Origin of the sequence: Actinotalea subterranea (assembly GCF_008364845.1) — a bacterium.
GTDB lineage: Bacteria > Actinomycetota > Actinomycetes > Actinomycetales > Cellulomonadaceae > Actinotalea > Actinotalea subterranea.
Window position 1 is genome coordinate 116882 of record NZ_VTTP01000004.1, and the last position, 17374, is coordinate 134255.

Genomic DNA, 17374 nt, shown 5'->3' on the forward strand with positions numbered 1-17374 from the left:
GCCGACCCGTGACCTTCGGCTCAGTGCCACCCGGGGGCGGCGTCGGGCGCTGCCTCGGGGCCGCGCGGCCGGCGCCGACACGCGGGTGCAGGGCCAAGGTCCCCTGCCGTTCGCGGCGATCAGGCGCACCCTGGGGGGCAACGCGATGTCGGCGACGGGGCCGACGTCCCGCGCAGAGAGGCGCATCGTGGTCAAGTACGTCTACGACTTCAGCGAAGGCAACAAGGACCAGAAGGATCTCCTCGGCGGCAAGGGGGCCAACCTCGCCGAGATGACCAGGCTCGGGCTGCCGGTTCCGCCCGGCTTCACGATCACCACCGAGGCCTGCCGTACCTACATGGAGCAGGGCGACCTCCCGCCCGAGCTCCGCGTCGAGGTCACGATGGCGCTGCGGCGCCTCGAGGACACGCTCGGCCGCAGCCTGGGCGACTTCTACGACCCGCTGCTCGTGTCCGTGCGCTCCGGGGCGAAGTTCTCGATGCCCGGCATGATGGAGACCGTCCTGAACATCGGCCTCAACGACGCGTCGGTGCAGGGCCTGACGAAGTTCTCGGGCGACGAGCGGTTCGCGTGGGACTCCTACCGTCGGCTCATCCAGATGTTCGGCAAGACCGTCCTGGACATCGACGGCGACAAGTTCGCCCACGCGCTCGACACGATGAAGCACGCGCGCGGCGTCACCGCGGACACGGACCTGACGGCCGCGGACCTGCAGGAGCTCGTCGAGCACTTCAAGGGAATCGTGCGCGACGAGTCGGGGCGTGAGTTCCCGCAGCACCCGCGCGAGCAGCTCGACCTCGCGATCACCGCCGTCTTCAACTCCTGGAACACGGACCGGGCGCGCCTCTACCGCCGCCGCGAGCGCATCCCCAACGACCTGGGCACGGCCGTCAACGTCGTCACCATGGTGTTCGGCAACCTCGGCACGGACTCGGGCACCGGCGTGTGCTTCACGCGGGACCCCTCCACGGGCAAGTCCGGCGACTACGGCGACTACCTGCCCAACGCGCAGGGCGAGGACGTCGTCGCGGGCATCCGCAACACGCTCACGCTCGCGGACTTCGAGCAGCTCGACCCCGCGTCCCACGGCGAGCTGCGCCAGGCGATGCGCCGGCTCGAGACGCACTACCGCGACCTGTGCGACATCGAGTTCACGGTCGAGCGCGGCAAGCTGTGGATGCTGCAGACCCGCGTCGGCAAGCGGACGGCCGGTGCGGCCTTCCGCATCGCGACCCAGCTCGTCGACGAGCACCTCATCACGATGGACGAGGCGCTCGAGCGGGTCACGGGCGCCCAGCTCAGCAAGCTGATGTTCCCGCAGTTCGACAGCGCGTCGGAGGGTCGTGTGCTGCTCGGCACGGGCATGGCGGCGTCGCCGGGTGCTGCCGTGGGCGCGGCGGTGTTCGACTCGGTGACCGCGCAGGCGTGGGCCGCGGAGGGCAAGGACGTCATCCTGGTCCGCCGTGAGACCAACCCCGACGACCTCGGCGGCATGATCGCGGCGGTCGGCGTGCTGACCTCGCGCGGCGGCAAGACGTCCCACGCGGCCGTCGTGGCCCGCGGCATGGGCACCACGTGCGTCGTCGGCGCCGAGAAGCTCGACGTGGACGTGGTCAAGCGCGAGATCCGTGTCGGCAAGAAGGTCGTCAAGGAGGGCGAGGTCATCGCCATCGACGGCTCGAGCGGCGAGGTCTTCCTCGGCAGCGTGCCCGTCGTCCCGTCGCCCGTGGTCCGCTACCTCGAGGAGGGGCTCGACGCGGCGCTCGCGCTGCTGCCCGCCGACGACGAGGAGACGGCCGAGCTGGTCCGCGCGGTGGACCGCATCCTCACGCACGCCGACGCCGTCCGCCGGCTGCGGGTGCACGCCAACGCCGACACGGCCGAAGACGCGCACCGGGCCCGGATCTGGGGCGCCCAGGGGATCGGCCTGTGCCGCACGGAGCACATGTTCCTCGGCGACCGTCGCGTGCTCATCGAGCGGCTCATCCTCGCCCAGGAGGACGCCGAGCGGCACGCCGCGCTCGACGCGCTCCTCCCGCTCCAGCGCGCGGACTTCATCGACATCCTGCGCGAGATGGACGGGCTGCCGACGACGATCCGGCTCATCGACCCGCCCCTGCACGAGTTCCTGCCGGACCTCACCGCGCTGTCCGTGAAGGTCGCGCTCGCGACCGAGCGGCTCGCGAACGGTGCGGACGTCGACCCGGCCGAGCTCGAGCGGGACAAGGTGCTGCTCGCGGCCGTCGAGCGCATGCACGAGGCCAACCCGATGCTCGGCCTGCGCGGCGTCCGGCTCGGCATCGTGGTGCCCGGCCTGTTCGCGCTGCAGATCCGGGCGGTCGCGGAGGCCGCCGCGCAGCGGATCAAGGACGGCGGGCGCCCGCACGCGGAGATCATGATCCCGCTCGCGGCGTCGGTCATGGAGCTGCACCTGATCAGGGACGAGGCGGAGAAGATCCTCGCCGAGGTCGCCGCGGCCGAGGGCGTCGAGCTGCACATCCCGATCGGCGCGATGATCGAGCTCCCGCGGGCGGCCCTCACGGCCGACCGGATGGCGGGCGTCGCCGAGTTCTTCTCGTTCGGCACGAACGACCTGACGCAGACCACGTGGGGCTTCTCGCGTGACGACGTCGAGGGTGCGTTCTTCTCCGAGTACACCGAGCGCGGCGTGATCAGCGTGTCCCCGTTCGAGACGATCGACCGCAGCGGGGTCGGGCGCCTCGTGCGGATCGCGGTCGAGGAGGGACGCTCGGCGCGGCCCGACCTGACGCTGGGCGTGTGCGGCGAGCACGGCGGCGACCCGGAGTCGGTGCACTTCTTCCACGAGGTGGGCCTGGACTACGTGTCCTGCTCGCCGTTCCGCGTGCCCGTCGCACGCCTCGAGGCGGGCCGCGCATCGGTCGTGACGGGCGGTGGCGACACCCGCTGAGCCGCACGTCGTGACGGGCCCCGTGCCGAGGACCCACCGGTCCACGGCACGGGGCCCGTCGTGCGCCCGGGGCAGGCTGGTCGTGCGTCCGGGGCGCGCCGCGCGTGCGCGCGGGCAACATCGGTGACGCGCCCGGTGTCGCCGCCCGGGGCCCCGGGTTAGCGTCGGGTGTCCTGTCCGCACCATGCACGGAGGTCCCCATGGCCACACGTACCGCACGCACCGCCTGGAACGGCACGCTCGCCGACGGCGGTGGCCAGGTCGAGCTCACGTCGTCCCGGGTCGGCACGTTCGACGTGTCCTGGCCCAAGCGGGTCGCCGACGACGCCGACGGCACGACGAGCCCCGAGGAGCTCGTCGCGGCCGCCCACTCGTCGTGCTTCGCGATGCAGCTCTCGGCCCTGATCGGCCAGGCCGGCGGAACGCCGCACAGCCTCGAGGTGAGGGCTGACGTGTCGATCGCCCCCGACCCCGCGGGCGGATTCCACATCGACGGCATCACGCTCACGGTCCGCGGCGAGGTCGAGGGCCTCGACGCGGCGGCGTTCGAGCAGGCCGCGCAGGAGGCGAAGGCCGGCTGCCCGGTGAGCAAGGCGCTCGCGGGCGTCTCGATCAGCCTCGACGCCGCGCTCGTCTGACGCCCCGTCCCGTCCGCCGAGGTCGCACGTCCGCACCGAGACCGCACTCGCGCACGTGCGACCTGGGTGCAGATGTGCGATCTCGGCGGTGGGTGGGCTCGGCGGTGGGTGGGCGTCGGCGGGGTCAGAGGGTGCGGGCCGGGGGCTGGGCGGCGGGCAGGTGCGGGTCGAGGACGACCTTGATGCAGCCGTCCTGCTTCTTCTGGAACGTCTCGTACATCGCCGGGGCGTCCTCGAGCGAGACGCGGTGCGTGCGCAGGTCCAGCACGCCCAGCGGGTCGTCGTCCCGCTCGACGAGCGGCAGCAGGTCGGGCACCCAGTGCTGCACGTTGGCCTGGCCCATCCGGACGGTGAGCTGCTTGTCGAAGAGCTGCATGAGCGGCATCGGGTCCGCCGCGCCGCCGTAGACGCCGGAGAGCGAGACGGTCCCGCCGCGGCGGACCACGGCGATGGCCGTGTGCAGCGCCGCGAGGCGGTCGATGCCCGCCTTGTCCATCATCGTGCGCCCGACGGCGTCGGGCATCATCGCGGTGACCTTGTGCACGGCCTCCGCGACGGGGGAGCCGTGCGCCTCCATGCCGACGGCGTCGATGACGGACTCGGGCCCTCGCCCGTCCGTGAGGTCACGGATCGACGCCGCGAGGTCGTCGTGGTCGCGCAGGTCCAGCACGTCGATCCCGTGCCGACGGGCCATCGCGAGCCGCTCCGTGACGAGGTCGACGCCGATGACGCGCCCGGCCCCGCGGTAGGCAGCGACCCGTGCCGCCATCTGGCCGATGGGCCCGAGCCCGAGCACGACGACCGTCCCGCCCGTCGGCACGTTCGCGTACTCGACGGCCTGCCAGGCCGTGGGCAGCACGTCGGAGAGGTAGAGGTACCGCTCGTCAGGAGAGCCGTCGTCGGGCACCACGACCGGTCCGAACTGCGCCTGGGGGACCCGGACGTACTCCGCCTGCCCGCCCGGGACCTGCCCGTACAGCGTGGTGTAGCCGAACAGCGCGGCGCCCTTCTGGTGCTCGTGCACCTGGGTCGTCTCGCACTGCGTCGTCAGGCCCTGACGGCACATCAGGCAGTCGCCGCAGGCGATGACGAAGGGCACGACCACGCGGTCGCCGACCTTGAGCCGCGTGACGCCCGGGCCGACGGCCTCGACGTAGCCCATCGCCTCGTGGCCGAGGACGTCGCCCGCCTCGAGGAACATCCCGAGCGTCGAGTACAGGTGCAGGTCGGAGCCGCAGATCGCGGTCGACGTCACGCGGACGACGGCGTCCGTGGGCTCCTGGATCGTCGGGTCGGGAACGGTCTGGACGCTGAGCTTCTCGGTGCCCTGCCAGGTCAGTGCGCGCATCGGGTCCTCCGTGGTCGGGTCGTCTGCGACAGGTTCACCCGGGAGCGGGCGGCCCGCACGTCGAGCGGGTGCATGGACGATGCGTGCGCGCCGGCGGCGCAGCGGGCACGGGTGCGGCACCGCACGGCGCAGCACGACGGCGTACGACGGCGCGCGCCGTCGCGTGCCGTCCACAAGGTGGGCAGGCCATCCGCATCCCGGACCTGGACGTCCCAGGCCGGGCGCCGCGCGTTGGTGGGAGGATCGGCGCGTGTCCACCGCGACCCGCTCTGACGGACCCTTCGAGGGCGCCCAGGCGCACGGCGCCGACGTCGCCACGCACACCCCGGCGGCCGACCTGCTGCACGCCCTGCGCGCGTCGGTCCGGGGCGAGGTCGACGGGTCGTCCCGCCGCCGCGCCGAGTACACGACGGACGCGTCGAACTACCGCGTGGTGCCGCAGGTCGTCGTCTTCCCGGTGGACACCGACGACCTGCTCGCGGTCACCGAGGTCGCGCGCGCGACGGGCGTGCCGCTGACCGTGCGGGGCGGGGGCACGTCGGTCGCGGGCAACGCGGTCGGCACGGGCATCGTCGTCGACACGTCGCGCCACCTGCGCCGCATCGGCGAGATCGACCCCCAGGCGCGCACCGCCGTCGTCGAGCCCGGCGTCGTGATGAGCGACCTGCAGGCCGCCGCACGGCCCCACGGCCTGCGGTTCGGCCCTGACCCCTCGACGCAGAACCGCGCGACGCTCGGCGGGATGATCGGCAACAACGCGTGCGGCCCGCACGCAGTCGCCTACGGGCGTACGGCGGACAACGTGGTCTCCCTCGACGTCGTCGACGGCCGCGGCCGCCGCTTCACCGCCGGGCGCGGCCCCGGCTCCCTCGACGCCGTGCCCGGCCTCGGCGCGCTCGTCGACGCCAACCTGGAGGTGCTGCGCACCGACCTCGGCCGGTTCGGCCGGCAGGTGTCCGGCTACTCGCTCGAGCACCTGCTGCCCGAGCGCGGCGGCGACCTCGCGAAGATGCTCGTCGGCACCGAGGGCACGCTCGTGACGCTGCTCGGCGCGACCGTGAACCTCGTCCCGATCGCCGACGCCGCCGTGCTCGTCGTGCTCGGCTACCCGGACATGCCCGCGGCAGCCGACGCGGTGCCCGCGCTGCTCACGCACGCCCCGCTCGCGATCGAGGGGCTCGACGCGCGGCTCGTCGACGTCGTGCGCCGCCACCGCGGCGAGGCGCACGTGCCCGAGCTCCCGCCCGGTGGCGGCTGGCTCATGGTCGAGATGGGCGGCGCCACGCGCGACGAGGCGCTCGCGCGTGCCCGGGCGATGGCGGCGGACGCGGGCACGACGTCGGCGCGCGTGATCCCGCCCGGTGCCGAGGCGTCGGCGATGTGGCAGATCCGTGCCGACGGCGCCGGCCTCGCGGGCCGCACCCCGGATGGCGCCCAGGCCTGGCCCGGCTGGGAGGACGCCGCCGTGCCGCCCGAGCGGCTCGGCGCCTACCTGCGCGAGTTCGAGGAGCTCATGGCCGCGCACGGGGTCGACGGCCTGCCCTACGGGCACTTCGGGGACGGGTGCGTCCACGTGCGGCTCGGCATCCCGCTCGAGCGGGCCGACGACGTCGCGGGGTTCCGCCGGTTCATGACCGAGTCGGCCCAGCTCGTCGCCGCGCACGGCGGGTCGCTCTCCGGCGAGCACGGCGACGGTCGCGCCCGCTCGGAGCTGCTCCCGATCATGTACTCGGCCCAGGTCATCGACCTGTTCGCCGCGGTCAAGGACGTGTTCGACCCGGCCGACGGCCTCAACCCCGGCGTCCTCGTCGCGCCCCGCCCGCTCGACGCCGACCTGCGCCGCCCGCACGCGACGCCCCTGGGCAAGGCGTCGGGCTTCGCGTTCGAGCACGACGGCGGCGACTTCACGACGGCCGTGCACCGCTGCGTCGGCGTCGGCAAGTGCCGCGCGGACTCCTCGGCGTCGGGCGGCTTCATGTGCCCCTCCTACCTCGCGACGCGCGACGAGAAGGACTCGACCCGCGGCCGCGCGCGCGTGCTCCAGGAGATGGCCAACGGGACGCTCGTCACGGGCGGCTGGCGCTCGCCCGAGGTGCACGACGTGCTCGACCTCTGCCTGAGCTGCAAGGCGTGCTCGAGCGACTGCCCCGCGGGCGTCGACATGGCGCAGTACAAGGCCGAGGTGCTGCACCGTGCCTACCGCGGGCGGCTGCGGCCCATGAACCACTACGCGCTCGGCTGGCTCCCGCGCTGGACGCGCCTGGTCGCCCGCCTGCACCTCGCCGGCCTCGCGAACGCCGCCCTCGGCTGGCGGCCCCTCGGCAGGCTCGTCCTGCGCGTCGGCGGGATGGACCCGCGACGCTCGATCCCGCAGTTCTCGCGGACGCCGTTCCGCACGTGGTGGGCGAGCCAGGGCGAGCGTGGACGCACCCACAGCACCCAGGGGCTGGGCGAGGGGACGACCCCGTCGCGCGCGACCGGCGGGACGGACGCCGTGCGCCGTGTGGTGCTCTGGACCGACTCGTTCAGCGACGCCTTCGACCCCGACGTGCCGCGCGCGATGATCCGCGTGCTCCAGGACGCCGGCTACGAGGTCATCGTGCCCGACCAGGACGCCTGCTGCGGCCTCACGTGGATCAGCACCGGCCAGCTCGAGGGTGCGCGGTCGCGGCTCGCGGACCTGCTCACGGTCCTCGGGCCGTACGCGGTCAACGGGGTCCCCATCGTGGGCGTCGAGCCCTCGTGCACGGCCGTCCTGCGGTCCGACCTCGTCGACCTGCTGCCGGACGACCCGCGGGCCCGCGCCGTCGCGCTCGCGACCCGCACGCTCGCCGAGCTCCTGACGGACCCGGGACCCATCGGCCCGCAGGGGTGGGAGCCGCCGAGCCTCGAGGGCGTCACGGTCGTCGCCCAGCCGCACTGCCACCACCACTCCGTCATGGGCTGGGACGCCGACCGTGCGCTGCTCACCGGGGCGGGCGCGCAGGTCACGACGCTGTCGGGCTGCTGCGGGCTCGCCGGCAACTTCGGCATGGAGAAGGGCCACTACGACATCTCGGTCGCCGTCGCGGAGCACGCGCTGCTCCCCGCGCTCCGTGACGCGGCGCCCGGGACCGTCTTCCTCGCCGACGGCTTCTCCTGCCGCACGCAGGCGGACCAGCTCGCGGGCGAGCAGGGCACCCACCTCGCCCAGCTGCTCGCGGACCGTCTGCCCGCACGGGCCGGGGGCTGAGCAGACTCACACGAATGGGGCATTTCGGTGCAAGCCACCCAGGCCGTAGGCTCGGGCGCGTTACGTTACGTGGCACGTCCGGGGCGTTGGGAAAAGCATGCCTATGTTCCAGGTCGAGGGTTCTCGGTCGGTGGCAGTGCACCCGCTCCGGCCTGCCCGCTCGTCGTTCGGGGCCGAGACCCCCGTGGTCGTGGCCGACCACCTGGACACGCTGCTCGGTGAGAAGCTGCTCCCGCTGCGGATCCGGCAGCTCGACGCGGACGAGCCGTACCTGCTCGCCGTCGACGCCGCGGGTCAGCCCGTGGTCGTCGAGGTCGTCGCACTGCTCGACGAGGTCGCGGTGCTGCGGGCGCTGCGCTACGCGGGCCGCGCGGCGCGGCTGAGCACGCAGGACCTCGCCCGGGCCTACCGCGGCGGCCAGGAGCGGTTCGCGACCCACCTCGCGGCGTTCCGGGAGACCGTCCCCGCGACGTCGCTGCTCTCCACGTCCGTGCGTGGCGGGGCGCGCCTGCTCCTCGTGTGCTCGGACATCGACGAGGGCATGGAGGAGGTCGTCGAGTTCCTGCTCCAGCCGGGCTGGCAGGTCGAGGTGCTCCAGGTCGGTGTGATCGAGGGTGCCGACGGCGCCCGCATCGTCGACGTCTCGCCCATCCGACGCACGCCGCCCGCGCGCCGCGCGATGGAACCCACGTCGCTCCGGCTCGTGCGGTCGGCCGACGTCCCGGGCTCCCCGGGCACCCCGCCGCGAGGCGTGCTGCGCACCACGCCCCCGGGGGGGCTCTCGCGCGTCCCGCTCGGCGGCCCGCCGCCTGCAGGGTTCGGCCACCGGCCGCCCACGGGGCCACCGGTGCGCACGCCCGCCCTGCAGCGGCCGGCGTCGATCCTGGACGGGACGGACCTGCCGCGGCACGTGCCGTCCGTCGTGGCGCCGCCCTTCGCCGTCCGCGTCGGCGAGCCGTCGGGTGCCGCACGACCCCCGGCGCAGGCGCCCGAGGCGGCGTCGCCGACCCCCGCGTGGACGTCGACCGCGAGCTACGAGCCGGGCTACGCCGCCGCGCCGGCCGGTGCGTCCTCGGGCTGGGCGTCGGCACCGACCCTTGCCCCGATCACCGCGCCCACCCGCACGGTCGGCGCCGGCCCTGCCGCCTCGCACCCCGCGCCCCCGCCCGGTCTCCCCTACGCGTTCACGGGCGTCACCCCGCCGCCCGTGGGCGCGGCTGCGGACCGGCGCATCGCCGACGTCGCGCGCGCGGTCGGGGCTCCCGCCGCGCTCGTCTGGGCACGTGAGCGCCGCGGCGAGTTCCACGAGGCGCTGCTGCACCCCGACGGTGCGATCGAGCTCCCCGACGGCTCGCGGCACCTCGACCCCGACGCCGCCGCCTACGCCATCACCGGGGGAGAGATCGCCGTCGACGGCTGGGCCGTGTGGCGCATCGACCGCGCCGACGGTCGGTCGCTCGCGGACGTGGCCGCCGACCTGCACCGCTGACCTCGCAGCGTCGCTGACCTCGTTGCCGAGGAGCTAGGCGCAGCCCGCCGAGTCGTACCGGCACAGCAGCTCCCAGGCCTGGCCTGCGTGACCTGTGACCGTCTCGCGGGCGGTGCCGACGGTGCTCTCGCCGCCCTCGAGGGCGACGAGGGTCACGGCCGTTCCGCGCCGGGTCAGCGCGAGGTAGCTGCCCAGGGCGCCGTCGTCGACGGCGCCCTCGGCCGAGGCGCCGTAGTAGTCGGTCGCGAGGCCCAGCCCCTGCGCGCCCACCTCGAGGGGCTCACGGACGTACGCAGTCGAGCCGTCGGCGGCGGTGCCCTGGCAGCCGTCGATCGCGGCGGCGAGCCGGTCGGCCTCGGCGACCGCGGCGTCCGCGTCGGCGAACACGGCGACCTGCTGCACGCCCACCTGGGCCTCGAGCTCCCCGTCGCCCTGCGTCACGGTGGCCATGTCGAGCGCGGTCGAGGCGATGCCCGCAGCGCAGGCCTCGGGCAGGCGCCAGTCGGTGATCCCGCGGGACTCCTGGCGCGGCCCTGCGACAGGTGCCCACGCGGCCTCGGGGAGAAAGACGTCGGCGGGCACGTCGCCCGGCGTCGCGGGTGCCTCGGGGCTCGCGGTCGCGGCGGGCGTGGCCGGCGTGGTCCCGGGTGTCGTGCTCGGGGGCGCGGTGGTGCTCGACCCGGACCCTTCGCCCGTGCAGGCGGCGAGCGCCAGGACACAACCGGCCACGAGGAACGTGCGAGTCGTCGTGCGCATGCCTTCACGCTCGCACATGATCAGCCGCACCGCATCGCACGGGGCGACGCCCTGCGACGTCGACCGTGGCCCGCGCCCCGGCCTGCCCGTCGCCTCAGCCCCAGCCGTACGCCGCGGACCAGCGCGTGATCTCGGCGTAGAACCGCGTGCGCGCCGGCGCGGCGGACAGCGTGAGGTCGTGCAGCCCGTCGGGGATCCGGACGACGGTGACCACGGGCCCGAGGAGCACGGCGCGCCGCGCGAGCAGGTCGACGTCGAGCACCGTGTCGGCCTCCCGCATCTCCTCGCGCCAGCGCGGCAGGATCACGCTGCGCGTCGACGCGCCCATGAGGACCGGGACGGGCAGGTGCAGCCCGCGCGCCACCTGCGCGTGCCCGTTGAGGATCGCCTGGAGCCAGCCGGGCCGGATCGGGAAGTACGGCGTGGGACGCCACGCGGCGTCGTACGTCCACTCGCCGCCGTGCTCGGCCAGGATCGTCCGCGCGTAGAAGCCCGGGTCGATGTTCAGCATGGGTGTGCGGGGCTGGAGCCGGGCGAGCTGCTGCACGACGGGCGTGCTCAGCGTCCGCATGAACGAGGACCCCGTGAGCTCGAGCCACGGGCTGTTGAGGACCAGCGCGCTCACGACGCCCGGCCTTCGGCGTGCCCACAGCGCCCCGACGAGGCCGCCGGTCGAGTGGCCCATGAACATGATGCGGGCCCTGCGCCCGAGGTCGCCGCGCACCAGGGCGACGGCCGCGTCGAGCTCCTCGTCGTACGTGTCGAGGTCGTCGACGTAGTTCGGCGTCTGGTGGGGACGCAGGCTGCGGCCGTACTTGCGCAGGTCGAGCGCGTAGAAGGCCGCGCCCTGGGCGTGCCAGTACTCGGCGAGCGCCGTCTGGAAGAAGTAGTCGTTCCAGCCGTGGACGTACAGGACCGCCCGGGCAGGCCGGGTCGCCTCGGCGACCGGTGGGCGGTAGCGCACGAGCGTCGCGACGACGGCGCCCTCGTCGTCGTCCGCGAGGGGGATGGTGCGTGCCTCGTAGCCGGGGCCGAGGATGTCAGGGACCCAGGGGCCCGCCGGGCCGGTCGTCGGCCCGCGATCGCGTGCCACGCCCGTCAGACCGTGACGACGATCTTGCCGAAGTGCGCGCCCGACTCCATGCGCGCGAGCGCGTCGCGTGCGGCGGACAGGGGGTGCACCGAGTCGACGACGGGGCGCACACCCGTGCGGGCCATGAAGCGCAGGAGTGCCGCGAGGTCGTCCTTCGAGCCCATGGTCGCGCCGACGACCGACAGCTCGTTGAAGAACACGCGGGTCAGCTCGGCACCCGGCTGGTCGCCGCTCGTGGCGCCGGCGACGACGAGCGTGCCGCCCGGGCGCAGCGCGGCGACGGAGTGGCGCCAGGTCGCGGCGCCCACGGTCTCGAGCACGGCGTCGACCCGGAAGGGCAGCCGCGCGCCGGTCTCGAGCGCGAGGGACGCGCCGAGCTCGAGGGCCCGCGCGCGCTTGCCCTCGTCCCGGCCGGTCACGAGCACCTCGACGCCGGCGGCCGCGCCGAGCATCACCGCGGCCGTCGACACGCCACCACCGGCGCCCTGCACGAGGACACGGTCGCCCGGCCTGGCGCCCGCGCTCACGAAGAGCATGCGGTACGCCGTGAGCCAGGCCGTCGGGAGGCACGCGGCCTCCTCGAAGCTCAGCTCGGCGGGCTTGGGCACCAGGTTCCACGTCGGCACCGCGACCTGCTCGGCGAGGGTGCCCGGGAAGCGCTCCGACAGGAGCGAGCGACGCTCGTCGGGCCCCACCCCGTGGCCGGTGGCCCCGATCACGGCGTGCACCACCACGTCGCGGCCGTCGACCGTCCCGGCGGCGTCGGTGCCCAGCACCATCGGCAGGCGGTCCGGGGGCAGGCCGACGCCCCGCAGGGACCACAGGTCGTGGTGGTTGAGGCTCGCCGCACGCACGTCGACGACCGACCAGTGCTGGTCGGGGGAGGGGCGCGGGACCTGGCGCACCTCGAGGCCGTCGAGGGGGTTGTCGGGATCGGTACGGACGGCGACGGCCGCGAGCATGGTCATGACGTCACCGTAGGCGCTGGGCGGTCGCCGAGGAGCGGTTCGGCGCGCGGCCCGTCCGTGTCGGGCGCCGCGACGCCCGCCGTACGCCGATCAGCGCCAGGCGTACGTGAACGCCCAGCTGAGCGTCTCCACGGCGTGCGGCGTGAGCTCGGGGTGACGCTCGGCCATGACCGCCGACGTCTGGTGCCACGCGCCGGCGAGGTCGGTCGTCGACCAGTCGATCGGGACCGCGTTGACCTCGGCCTCGAGGGCGCGGACCGCGGCGAGCAGCGCGTCGGCGGGCCAGGCGGCGGCCAGGGCCACGACGGCCTCCGGGTCGTGCTTGGGGAACGAGGAGCGCCCCCGGCTGAAGTAGGTCACGACCGCGGCGCTGAGCTCCTCGTCCACGCCCGTGCCGGGGTTGTCCGTCGTCGTCATGGGTACACCACTCTCTCGATTCCGGTCACCGGGTCGATCTCGGTGATCTTCGTGACCAGCGGGTTGTCGATCAGCCTGGGCAGCTCGACGTTCTGCCAGATGTTGCCCTCGCGCAGCTCCGCGCCGACGACCGCACGCACCTCGCCCGTGACGCCGTTCGCGTAGGCCGCCGACGCCTCCGACCACATCTTCTGCACGTTCGGGTCGAGCGGGTTCCACTCGGGCAGCTCGATGCCGCGATCGGCCATGAGCCGCTCGAGCGTCGTGCCGCCGCCCTCGGCCGCGCGCACGCCCGCGAGCTCCTCGCCGCCGATCCCGTCCGTGCGGCCGGACCAGAAGAACGCCTCGTCGGGCTCCGTCCTGAACGCGACCGGGTCGATGGCCCCCTCGGCGGTGAAGCCCGGCTGGCCGGCGTACTCGGGGTAGACACCCGGTGCCTCGGCGTCGGCGTCCGGGTCGGGCGTGGGGTCCCCGTCCTCGCCGTCCGCGTCGCCGTCCTTGTCGGTCTCGGCGTCGCCGTCCGTGTCCCCGTCGCCGTCCTTGTCCGGTCCCGCGTCCTCGTCGGGTGTGCGGTCGCCTGGGGTGTCGTCGTCGGGCGTGCGGTCGCCCGGGGTGTCCGTGTCAGGCGTGCGGTCGCCGGGCGTGACGTCCCCGTCCGCGTCCGCGTCGCGGCCCGTGTCCTGGTCGGGCCTGCGCTCACCCGTGCCCGGCGGGTCCGTCTTCGGCGCGCCGCCGTCGTCGACGCGCCCGACGTCGCCGGTGTCGTCGACGCGCCCGAGGTCGCCGAGGTCGTCGGCCCCGTCGACGCGCCCCAGGTCCCCGAGGTCGTCCAGGTCGTCGAGCCGTCCCAGGTCCCCGAGGTCGTCGAGGTTGTCGAGCCGCCCGAGGTCGCCGAGGTCGTCGAGGCGGTTGCCCGCGCGGGCGATGTCGCCCAGGGCGTCGAGCGCGTCGGCGCCGCCCCGGGCCCCGCGCGTCGCGAGGCCGCCCGCGCCGCCGGTCGCGACGGACGCGATGAGGTCCGGCACGAGGTGGCCGATGGCCCGGGCCGGGTCGTCGGCCCACGTGTCCCAGTCGAGAAGGCCCTTGCCGAGGTTGATGCCGAACTCGAGCGGGTCGTCCTTGAGGGCCTGGAGCATCTGCCCCGGGACCTCGGCGCTCAGCCGGTACTTCACGGCGAGCTCCTCCGGCGTGAGGTCGCCCGTGACGAGCGCGTACGAGTCCTGGAGCATGTTGACCGGGCTGAACGGGACGATCGTCAGGAGGTCCCAGATCGCCTCGCCCGCGCCCACGAAGACGCCGCCGATGAATGCGAGGCCGGACTCGAGCCACCCGCGCTTCTCCGGAGCCGCGGTGCAGCCCGCGCGGACGCCGTCGGCGCACACCTGCGCGGCCGCGTCGAGCGTGTCGCGCGCCTGCTCGTAGGACGCGACGGCGGCGTCCCGGATCGCCTCGCCCGGGTCGTGGAACGGCGTGAGGGTCAGGGGTGCGAACGGGTTGGCGTCGAACGCCTCCTGGCGTGCCCGGTTCGTCTCGGCCTGCCACGCGTCGCGCGCGGAGTCCGTCACGCGGTCGCCCCGCTCGTACTCGGACTGCGCGCTCGTGGCGGCGCTCTGCGCGGCGGCGAGCGCGTCGGCGAAGGTCTCGAGGGCCGCGGCCGCGGTGAGGAAGCCCTGGCCGGCGTCGCGCCACCGGTTCGGTTCGGTGTCGAGCGCGTCGCGGAACGCGTCGGCCGCGCGTCCGGTCCACCCGTCGGTGGTCACCCGGGCCAGCGCGTCGCCGATGTCGACGAACGACTGGCCCTTGGTGCGCGCGGTCGCCGCGGACGCCCGGATGCCCGCGGGGTTGCCGTCGATCGTGAAGTCAGGCATGGCGGCCCGTCACCGGCCCATGAGGACGACGGCCTGGGTGTCCGCCGCGACGACACCGAGCGCGGTCGCGCCCTCCTGGTCGTTCTCCGCGTAGTTCATGACGATCTTGCCGAGGCGCCCCGCCATCTCCTCGACGTCGCCCGTGAGGTTGTTCATGCCCTGCTCCCAGCGGTCCTTGAACTCGGCGACCGCGTCCCACACGACGTCGTGGCCGATGTCGGACCGCGAGGGCACGAGGTCCTCGACGTCCTTGTCCTTGAAGAGCTGGACGGCCTCCGCCAGGCCCTGCGCGGCCTCGGCAAGGACCTGCAGGTCCACCTCGAAGTCGTAGGAGGGCACGGCCCTCACCCCCTGCTGTGCTCGCTCGGACGCCTGGTCGTGCTCCCGACGACGCCCGGAGGCGGACGTACGGGCCTGCCCTCGGCCCGCCGTGACCCGCGGCGCGCTCGGTCGCGGGACACCGTACCGAACGCGCGGTATGTCCCAGAACCCCGGTCCACGGACGCGGCGGGCGCCCCTACAGCAGCGGCAGCATCGCGCCGAGGTCGGGCACGGAGTCGGACGTGTGCCGGGCCGCCAGAGCGGCGGTGAGCAGGTCGGTGTCGTACGGCTCACGGCCCGTGGCGAGCCGGAGCCACGTCGACGCGTCGCGCACCTCGAGGTCCCAGCCGCCGCGTTCGACGACGACGCCCAGCAGCGCCCCGGCCACCGCGTCGAGCGCCGCGGGCTCGATCGGGGCCCGGCGACCTGTCGAGCGGGCCAGGTCGTCCGCGTGCACGACGAGCTCGAGGAGGCGCGTCATGACCATGTCGGACAGCAGGATCGGGCCGCGGCGTGCCCGCACCACGGGGTCCGGGACGACGTCGCGCAGCTGCTGGAGCTGGGCGAGCGCGGCCGCGGCGTGGGCGTCGAGGCCCCCGGGCAGGTCGTCGGCGATCGCGTCGGCCGTCTCGCGCGTGGCATGGTCGATGTGCTCGGCGTCGCCCCGGTACTGCCTGACGTACTCGCCGAGGCTCGCCGGCACGGTGCCCGCCTCGGCCGGCTGGCACGCGGCGAGCGCGTCGAGCGAGCGTGCCAGGTGTGCGACCAGGTCCGCGACGGACCACCCGGGGAGCGTGCTCGGCCTCGCGAGCGTGGCGCCGTCCAGCTCGCCGACCCACGTGCGCAGGCGGATCCACTGCGCCCGCAGGAGGTCCTCGAGCGTCGTCAGGTCGGTCGTGCCGCGGGGTCCTGTCATGCGCCCAGGCTAGGGCGCCCGTCGTCGCCCCGCGGGGCACGGGGCTCGGCCGAGGAGCGTGCTCAGCCGAGGAACCCGCTCACGAGGGTGCCGAGCCGAGGAACCCGCGCACGAGCGTGCTCAGCCCAAGAACCCGCTCACGAGCGTGCCGAGCTGGTCGGACTCGATGAGGAACCCGTCGTGGCCGAAGTCCGAGCGGATGAGGTGCACGCCGTCGGCGCCCGGCAGCGCGGCGGCGACCTCGTGCGCCTGGGACGGGAGGTAGAGCCGGTCGGTGTCGACGGCGACCACGAGTGCGCGCGCGTCGACGCCCGCGAGCGCCGCCTCCACCCCGCCGCGGCCGCGCCCGACGTCGTGCGACAGGATCGACTCCGTCAGCACCAGGTACGCGTTCGCGTCGAAGCGTCGCGCGAGCTTGCCGGCGTGGTGGTCGAGGTAGGACTGGACGGCGAAGCGCCCGGACCCGCCCAGGGGTGTCTCACCGTCCTGCGGGGCGCGGCCGAAGCGCTCGTCGAGCTCGACGGCGCTGCGGTACGTGGTGTGGGCGATCTGCCGCGCGATGCCGAGGCCGACGTGCGGCCCCTCGCCGTCGGGCAGGTCGTAGTAGTCGCCGCCGCGCCAGCCGGGGTCGGCCCGGATCGCGGCGAGCTGCGCGTGCGCCCACGCGATCTGGTCGCCGGTGGTCCGGGCGGTCGTCGCGATGGGTGCGATCGCGCGGACGCGCCCGGGTGCCGTCACGGCCCACTCGAGCACGCGCATGCCGCCCATCGACGCGCCGATCACGAGGGCCCAGCTCTCGATGCCGAGGGCGTCGGTCAGTGCGATCTCCGCGGCGACCTGGTCGCGGACCGTGACGTACGGGAAGCGCCCGCCCCAGGGGCGGCCGTCGGGCGCGGTCGACGCCGGCCCGGTGCTGCCCTGGCAGCCGCCCACGACGTTGGGCGCGACCACGAACCAGCGGTCCGTGTCGATGGGCAGGCCGGGGCCGACGAGGGTGTCCCACCAGCCCGCGGTGGGGTGGCCGGGGCCCGCCGGTCCCGTGACGTGCGAGTCCCCGCTCAGGGCGTGCAGGACGAGGACCGCGTTGTCGCCGCTCGGCGAGAGCGTGCCCCAGGTCTCGTAGGCGATCGTGACCTGCGGCAGACGGCCGCCTGCCTCGAGGTCGAGGGGGCCGATGTCGTGGAACTGCCGCGACCCGGCCGGGTCGCCCTCCCGCCATGCCGCGGACGCCGGGACCGGGGGCCCGGACGTGACCCACGTAGGCGCCGCGGTGCGCGCGGGCACCGGACCCTGCGTGGGCGCCACGCCGCCGTCGTCGGCGCGGGTGACCGTGGGGCTCTGCACGATGTGCAAACCTACGGAACCCTGCGTCCGGCGGTGCTGCGTGTCCGCGGGCAGG

At 74.7% G+C, this 17374-nt stretch carries 13 protein-coding genes; 4 read left to right on the forward strand and 9 right to left on the reverse strand.

Annotation, left to right across the window (positions count from 1 at the left end; all coding sequences use genetic code 11):
• Positions 1 to 187 precede the first annotated feature (187 nt).
• Entirely contained in the window at positions 188 to 2929 is a 2742-nt protein-coding gene (ppdK, locus tag FZ988_RS09215) for a pyruvate, phosphate dikinase (RefSeq protein ID WP_223145081.1), read from the forward strand.
• Positions 2930 to 3129: 200 nt separating this feature from the next.
• Complete coding sequence (locus tag FZ988_RS09220; protein WP_149203729.1) at positions 3130 to 3567, forward strand: OsmC family peroxiredoxin; 438 nt, start codon at positions 3130 to 3132, stop codon at positions 3565 to 3567.
• 124 nt (positions 3568 to 3691) lie between these two features.
• Here the strand turns inward: FZ988_RS09220 and FZ988_RS09225 are convergent, their stop codons facing one another.
• Positions 3692 to 4915, reverse strand: coding sequence for a zinc-dependent alcohol dehydrogenase (locus FZ988_RS09225; protein ID WP_149203730.1), 1224 nt, complete (start codon positions 4913 to 4915; stop codon positions 3692 to 3694).
• Positions 4916 to 5165: 250 nt separating this feature from the next.
• Between FZ988_RS09225 and FZ988_RS09230 the strand changes: the two genes are divergently transcribed.
• Both FZ988_RS09230 and FZ988_RS09235 read left to right on the forward strand, forming a co-directional pair.
• Positions 5166 to 8147 carry an FAD-binding and (Fe-S)-binding domain-containing protein gene (locus tag FZ988_RS09230; RefSeq protein ID WP_425457964.1) on the forward strand — a complete coding sequence of 994 codons (2982 nt, stop codon included), beginning with the start codon at positions 5166 to 5168 and terminating at the stop codon, positions 8145 to 8147.
• A gap of 130 nt (positions 8148 to 8277) precedes the next feature.
• Positions 8278 to 9636, forward strand: a complete 1359-nt coding sequence (locus FZ988_RS09235) for a restriction system modified-DNA reader domain-containing protein (RefSeq protein ID WP_149203732.1) — start codon at positions 8278 to 8280, stop codon at positions 9634 to 9636.
• A gap of 33 nt (positions 9637 to 9669) precedes the next feature.
• Here the strand turns inward: FZ988_RS09235 and FZ988_RS09240 are convergent, their stop codons facing one another.
• From FZ988_RS09240 to metX, 8 genes are all read right to left on the reverse strand, one after another.
• Entirely contained in the window at positions 9670 to 10392 is a 723-nt protein-coding gene (locus tag FZ988_RS09240) for a hypothetical protein (RefSeq protein ID WP_149203733.1), read from the reverse strand.
• Positions 10393 to 10486: 94 nt separating this feature from the next.
• Positions 10487 to 11485 carry an alpha/beta hydrolase gene (locus FZ988_RS09245; protein WP_149203734.1) on the reverse strand — a complete coding sequence of 333 codons (999 nt, stop codon included), beginning with the start codon at positions 11483 to 11485 and terminating at the stop codon, positions 10487 to 10489.
• Between the two features lie 5 nt (positions 11486 to 11490).
• Complete coding sequence (locus FZ988_RS09250) at positions 11491 to 12447, reverse strand: zinc-binding dehydrogenase (protein ID WP_149203919.1); 957 nt, start codon at positions 12445 to 12447, stop codon at positions 11491 to 11493.
• A 96-nt stretch (positions 12448 to 12543) separates the two neighbouring features.
• Positions 12544 to 12870, reverse strand: a complete 327-nt coding sequence (locus FZ988_RS09255; RefSeq protein ID WP_149203735.1) for a hypothetical protein — start codon at positions 12868 to 12870, stop codon at positions 12544 to 12546.
• Positions 12867 to 14738 carry a putative T7SS-secreted protein gene (locus tag FZ988_RS18525; RefSeq protein ID WP_188079052.1) on the reverse strand — a complete coding sequence of 624 codons (1872 nt, stop codon included), beginning with the start codon at positions 14736 to 14738 and terminating at the stop codon, positions 12867 to 12869. The genes FZ988_RS09255 and FZ988_RS18525 overlap by 4 nt, the downstream gene beginning before the upstream one ends.
• Before the next feature lie 9 nt (positions 14739 to 14747).
• Positions 14748 to 15077: a hypothetical protein gene (locus FZ988_RS09265; protein ID WP_149203736.1), complete on the reverse strand. Its 330-nt coding sequence runs from the start codon at positions 15075 to 15077 to the stop codon at positions 14748 to 14750.
• A 178-nt stretch (positions 15078 to 15255) separates the two neighbouring features.
• Positions 15256 to 15975 carry a maleylpyruvate isomerase N-terminal domain-containing protein gene (locus FZ988_RS09270; RefSeq protein WP_149203737.1) on the reverse strand — a complete coding sequence of 240 codons (720 nt, stop codon included), beginning with the start codon at positions 15973 to 15975 and terminating at the stop codon, positions 15256 to 15258.
• 120 nt (positions 15976 to 16095) lie between these two features.
• Positions 16096 to 17319 carry a homoserine O-acetyltransferase MetX gene (gene metX / locus FZ988_RS09275; protein WP_425457965.1) on the reverse strand — a complete coding sequence of 408 codons (1224 nt, stop codon included), beginning with the start codon at positions 17317 to 17319 and terminating at the stop codon, positions 16096 to 16098.
• Positions 17320 to 17374: the final 55 nt, after the last annotated feature.

Bases quoted from the DNA above. Each gene is read 5' to 3' on its own strand.
- FZ988_RS09240 (WP_149203733.1), bottom strand. From the start codon at position 10,392: ATGCGCACGACGACTCGCACGTTCCTCGTGGCCGGTTGTGTCCTGGCG.
- FZ988_RS18525 (WP_188079052.1), bottom strand. From the start codon at position 14,738: ATGCCTGACTTCACGATCGACGGCAACCCCGCGGGCATCCGGGCGTCC.
- FZ988_RS09270 (WP_149203737.1), bottom strand. From the start codon at position 15,975: ATGACAGGACCCCGCGGCACGACCGACCTGACGACGCTCGAGGACCTC.
- FZ988_RS09255 (WP_149203735.1), bottom strand. From the start codon at position 12,870: ATGACGACGACGGACAACCCCGGCACGGGCGTGGACGAGGAGCTCAGC.
- FZ988_RS09225 (WP_149203730.1), bottom strand. From the start codon at position 4,915: ATGCGCGCACTGACCTGGCAGGGCACCGAGAAGCTCAGCGTCCAGACC.
- FZ988_RS09250 (WP_149203919.1), bottom strand. From the start codon at position 12,447: ATGCTCGCGGCCGTCGCCGTCCGTACCGATCCCGACAACCCCCTCGAC.
- FZ988_RS09220 (WP_149203729.1), top strand. From the start codon at position 3,130: ATGGCCACACGTACCGCACGCACCGCCTGGAACGGCACGCTCGCCGAC.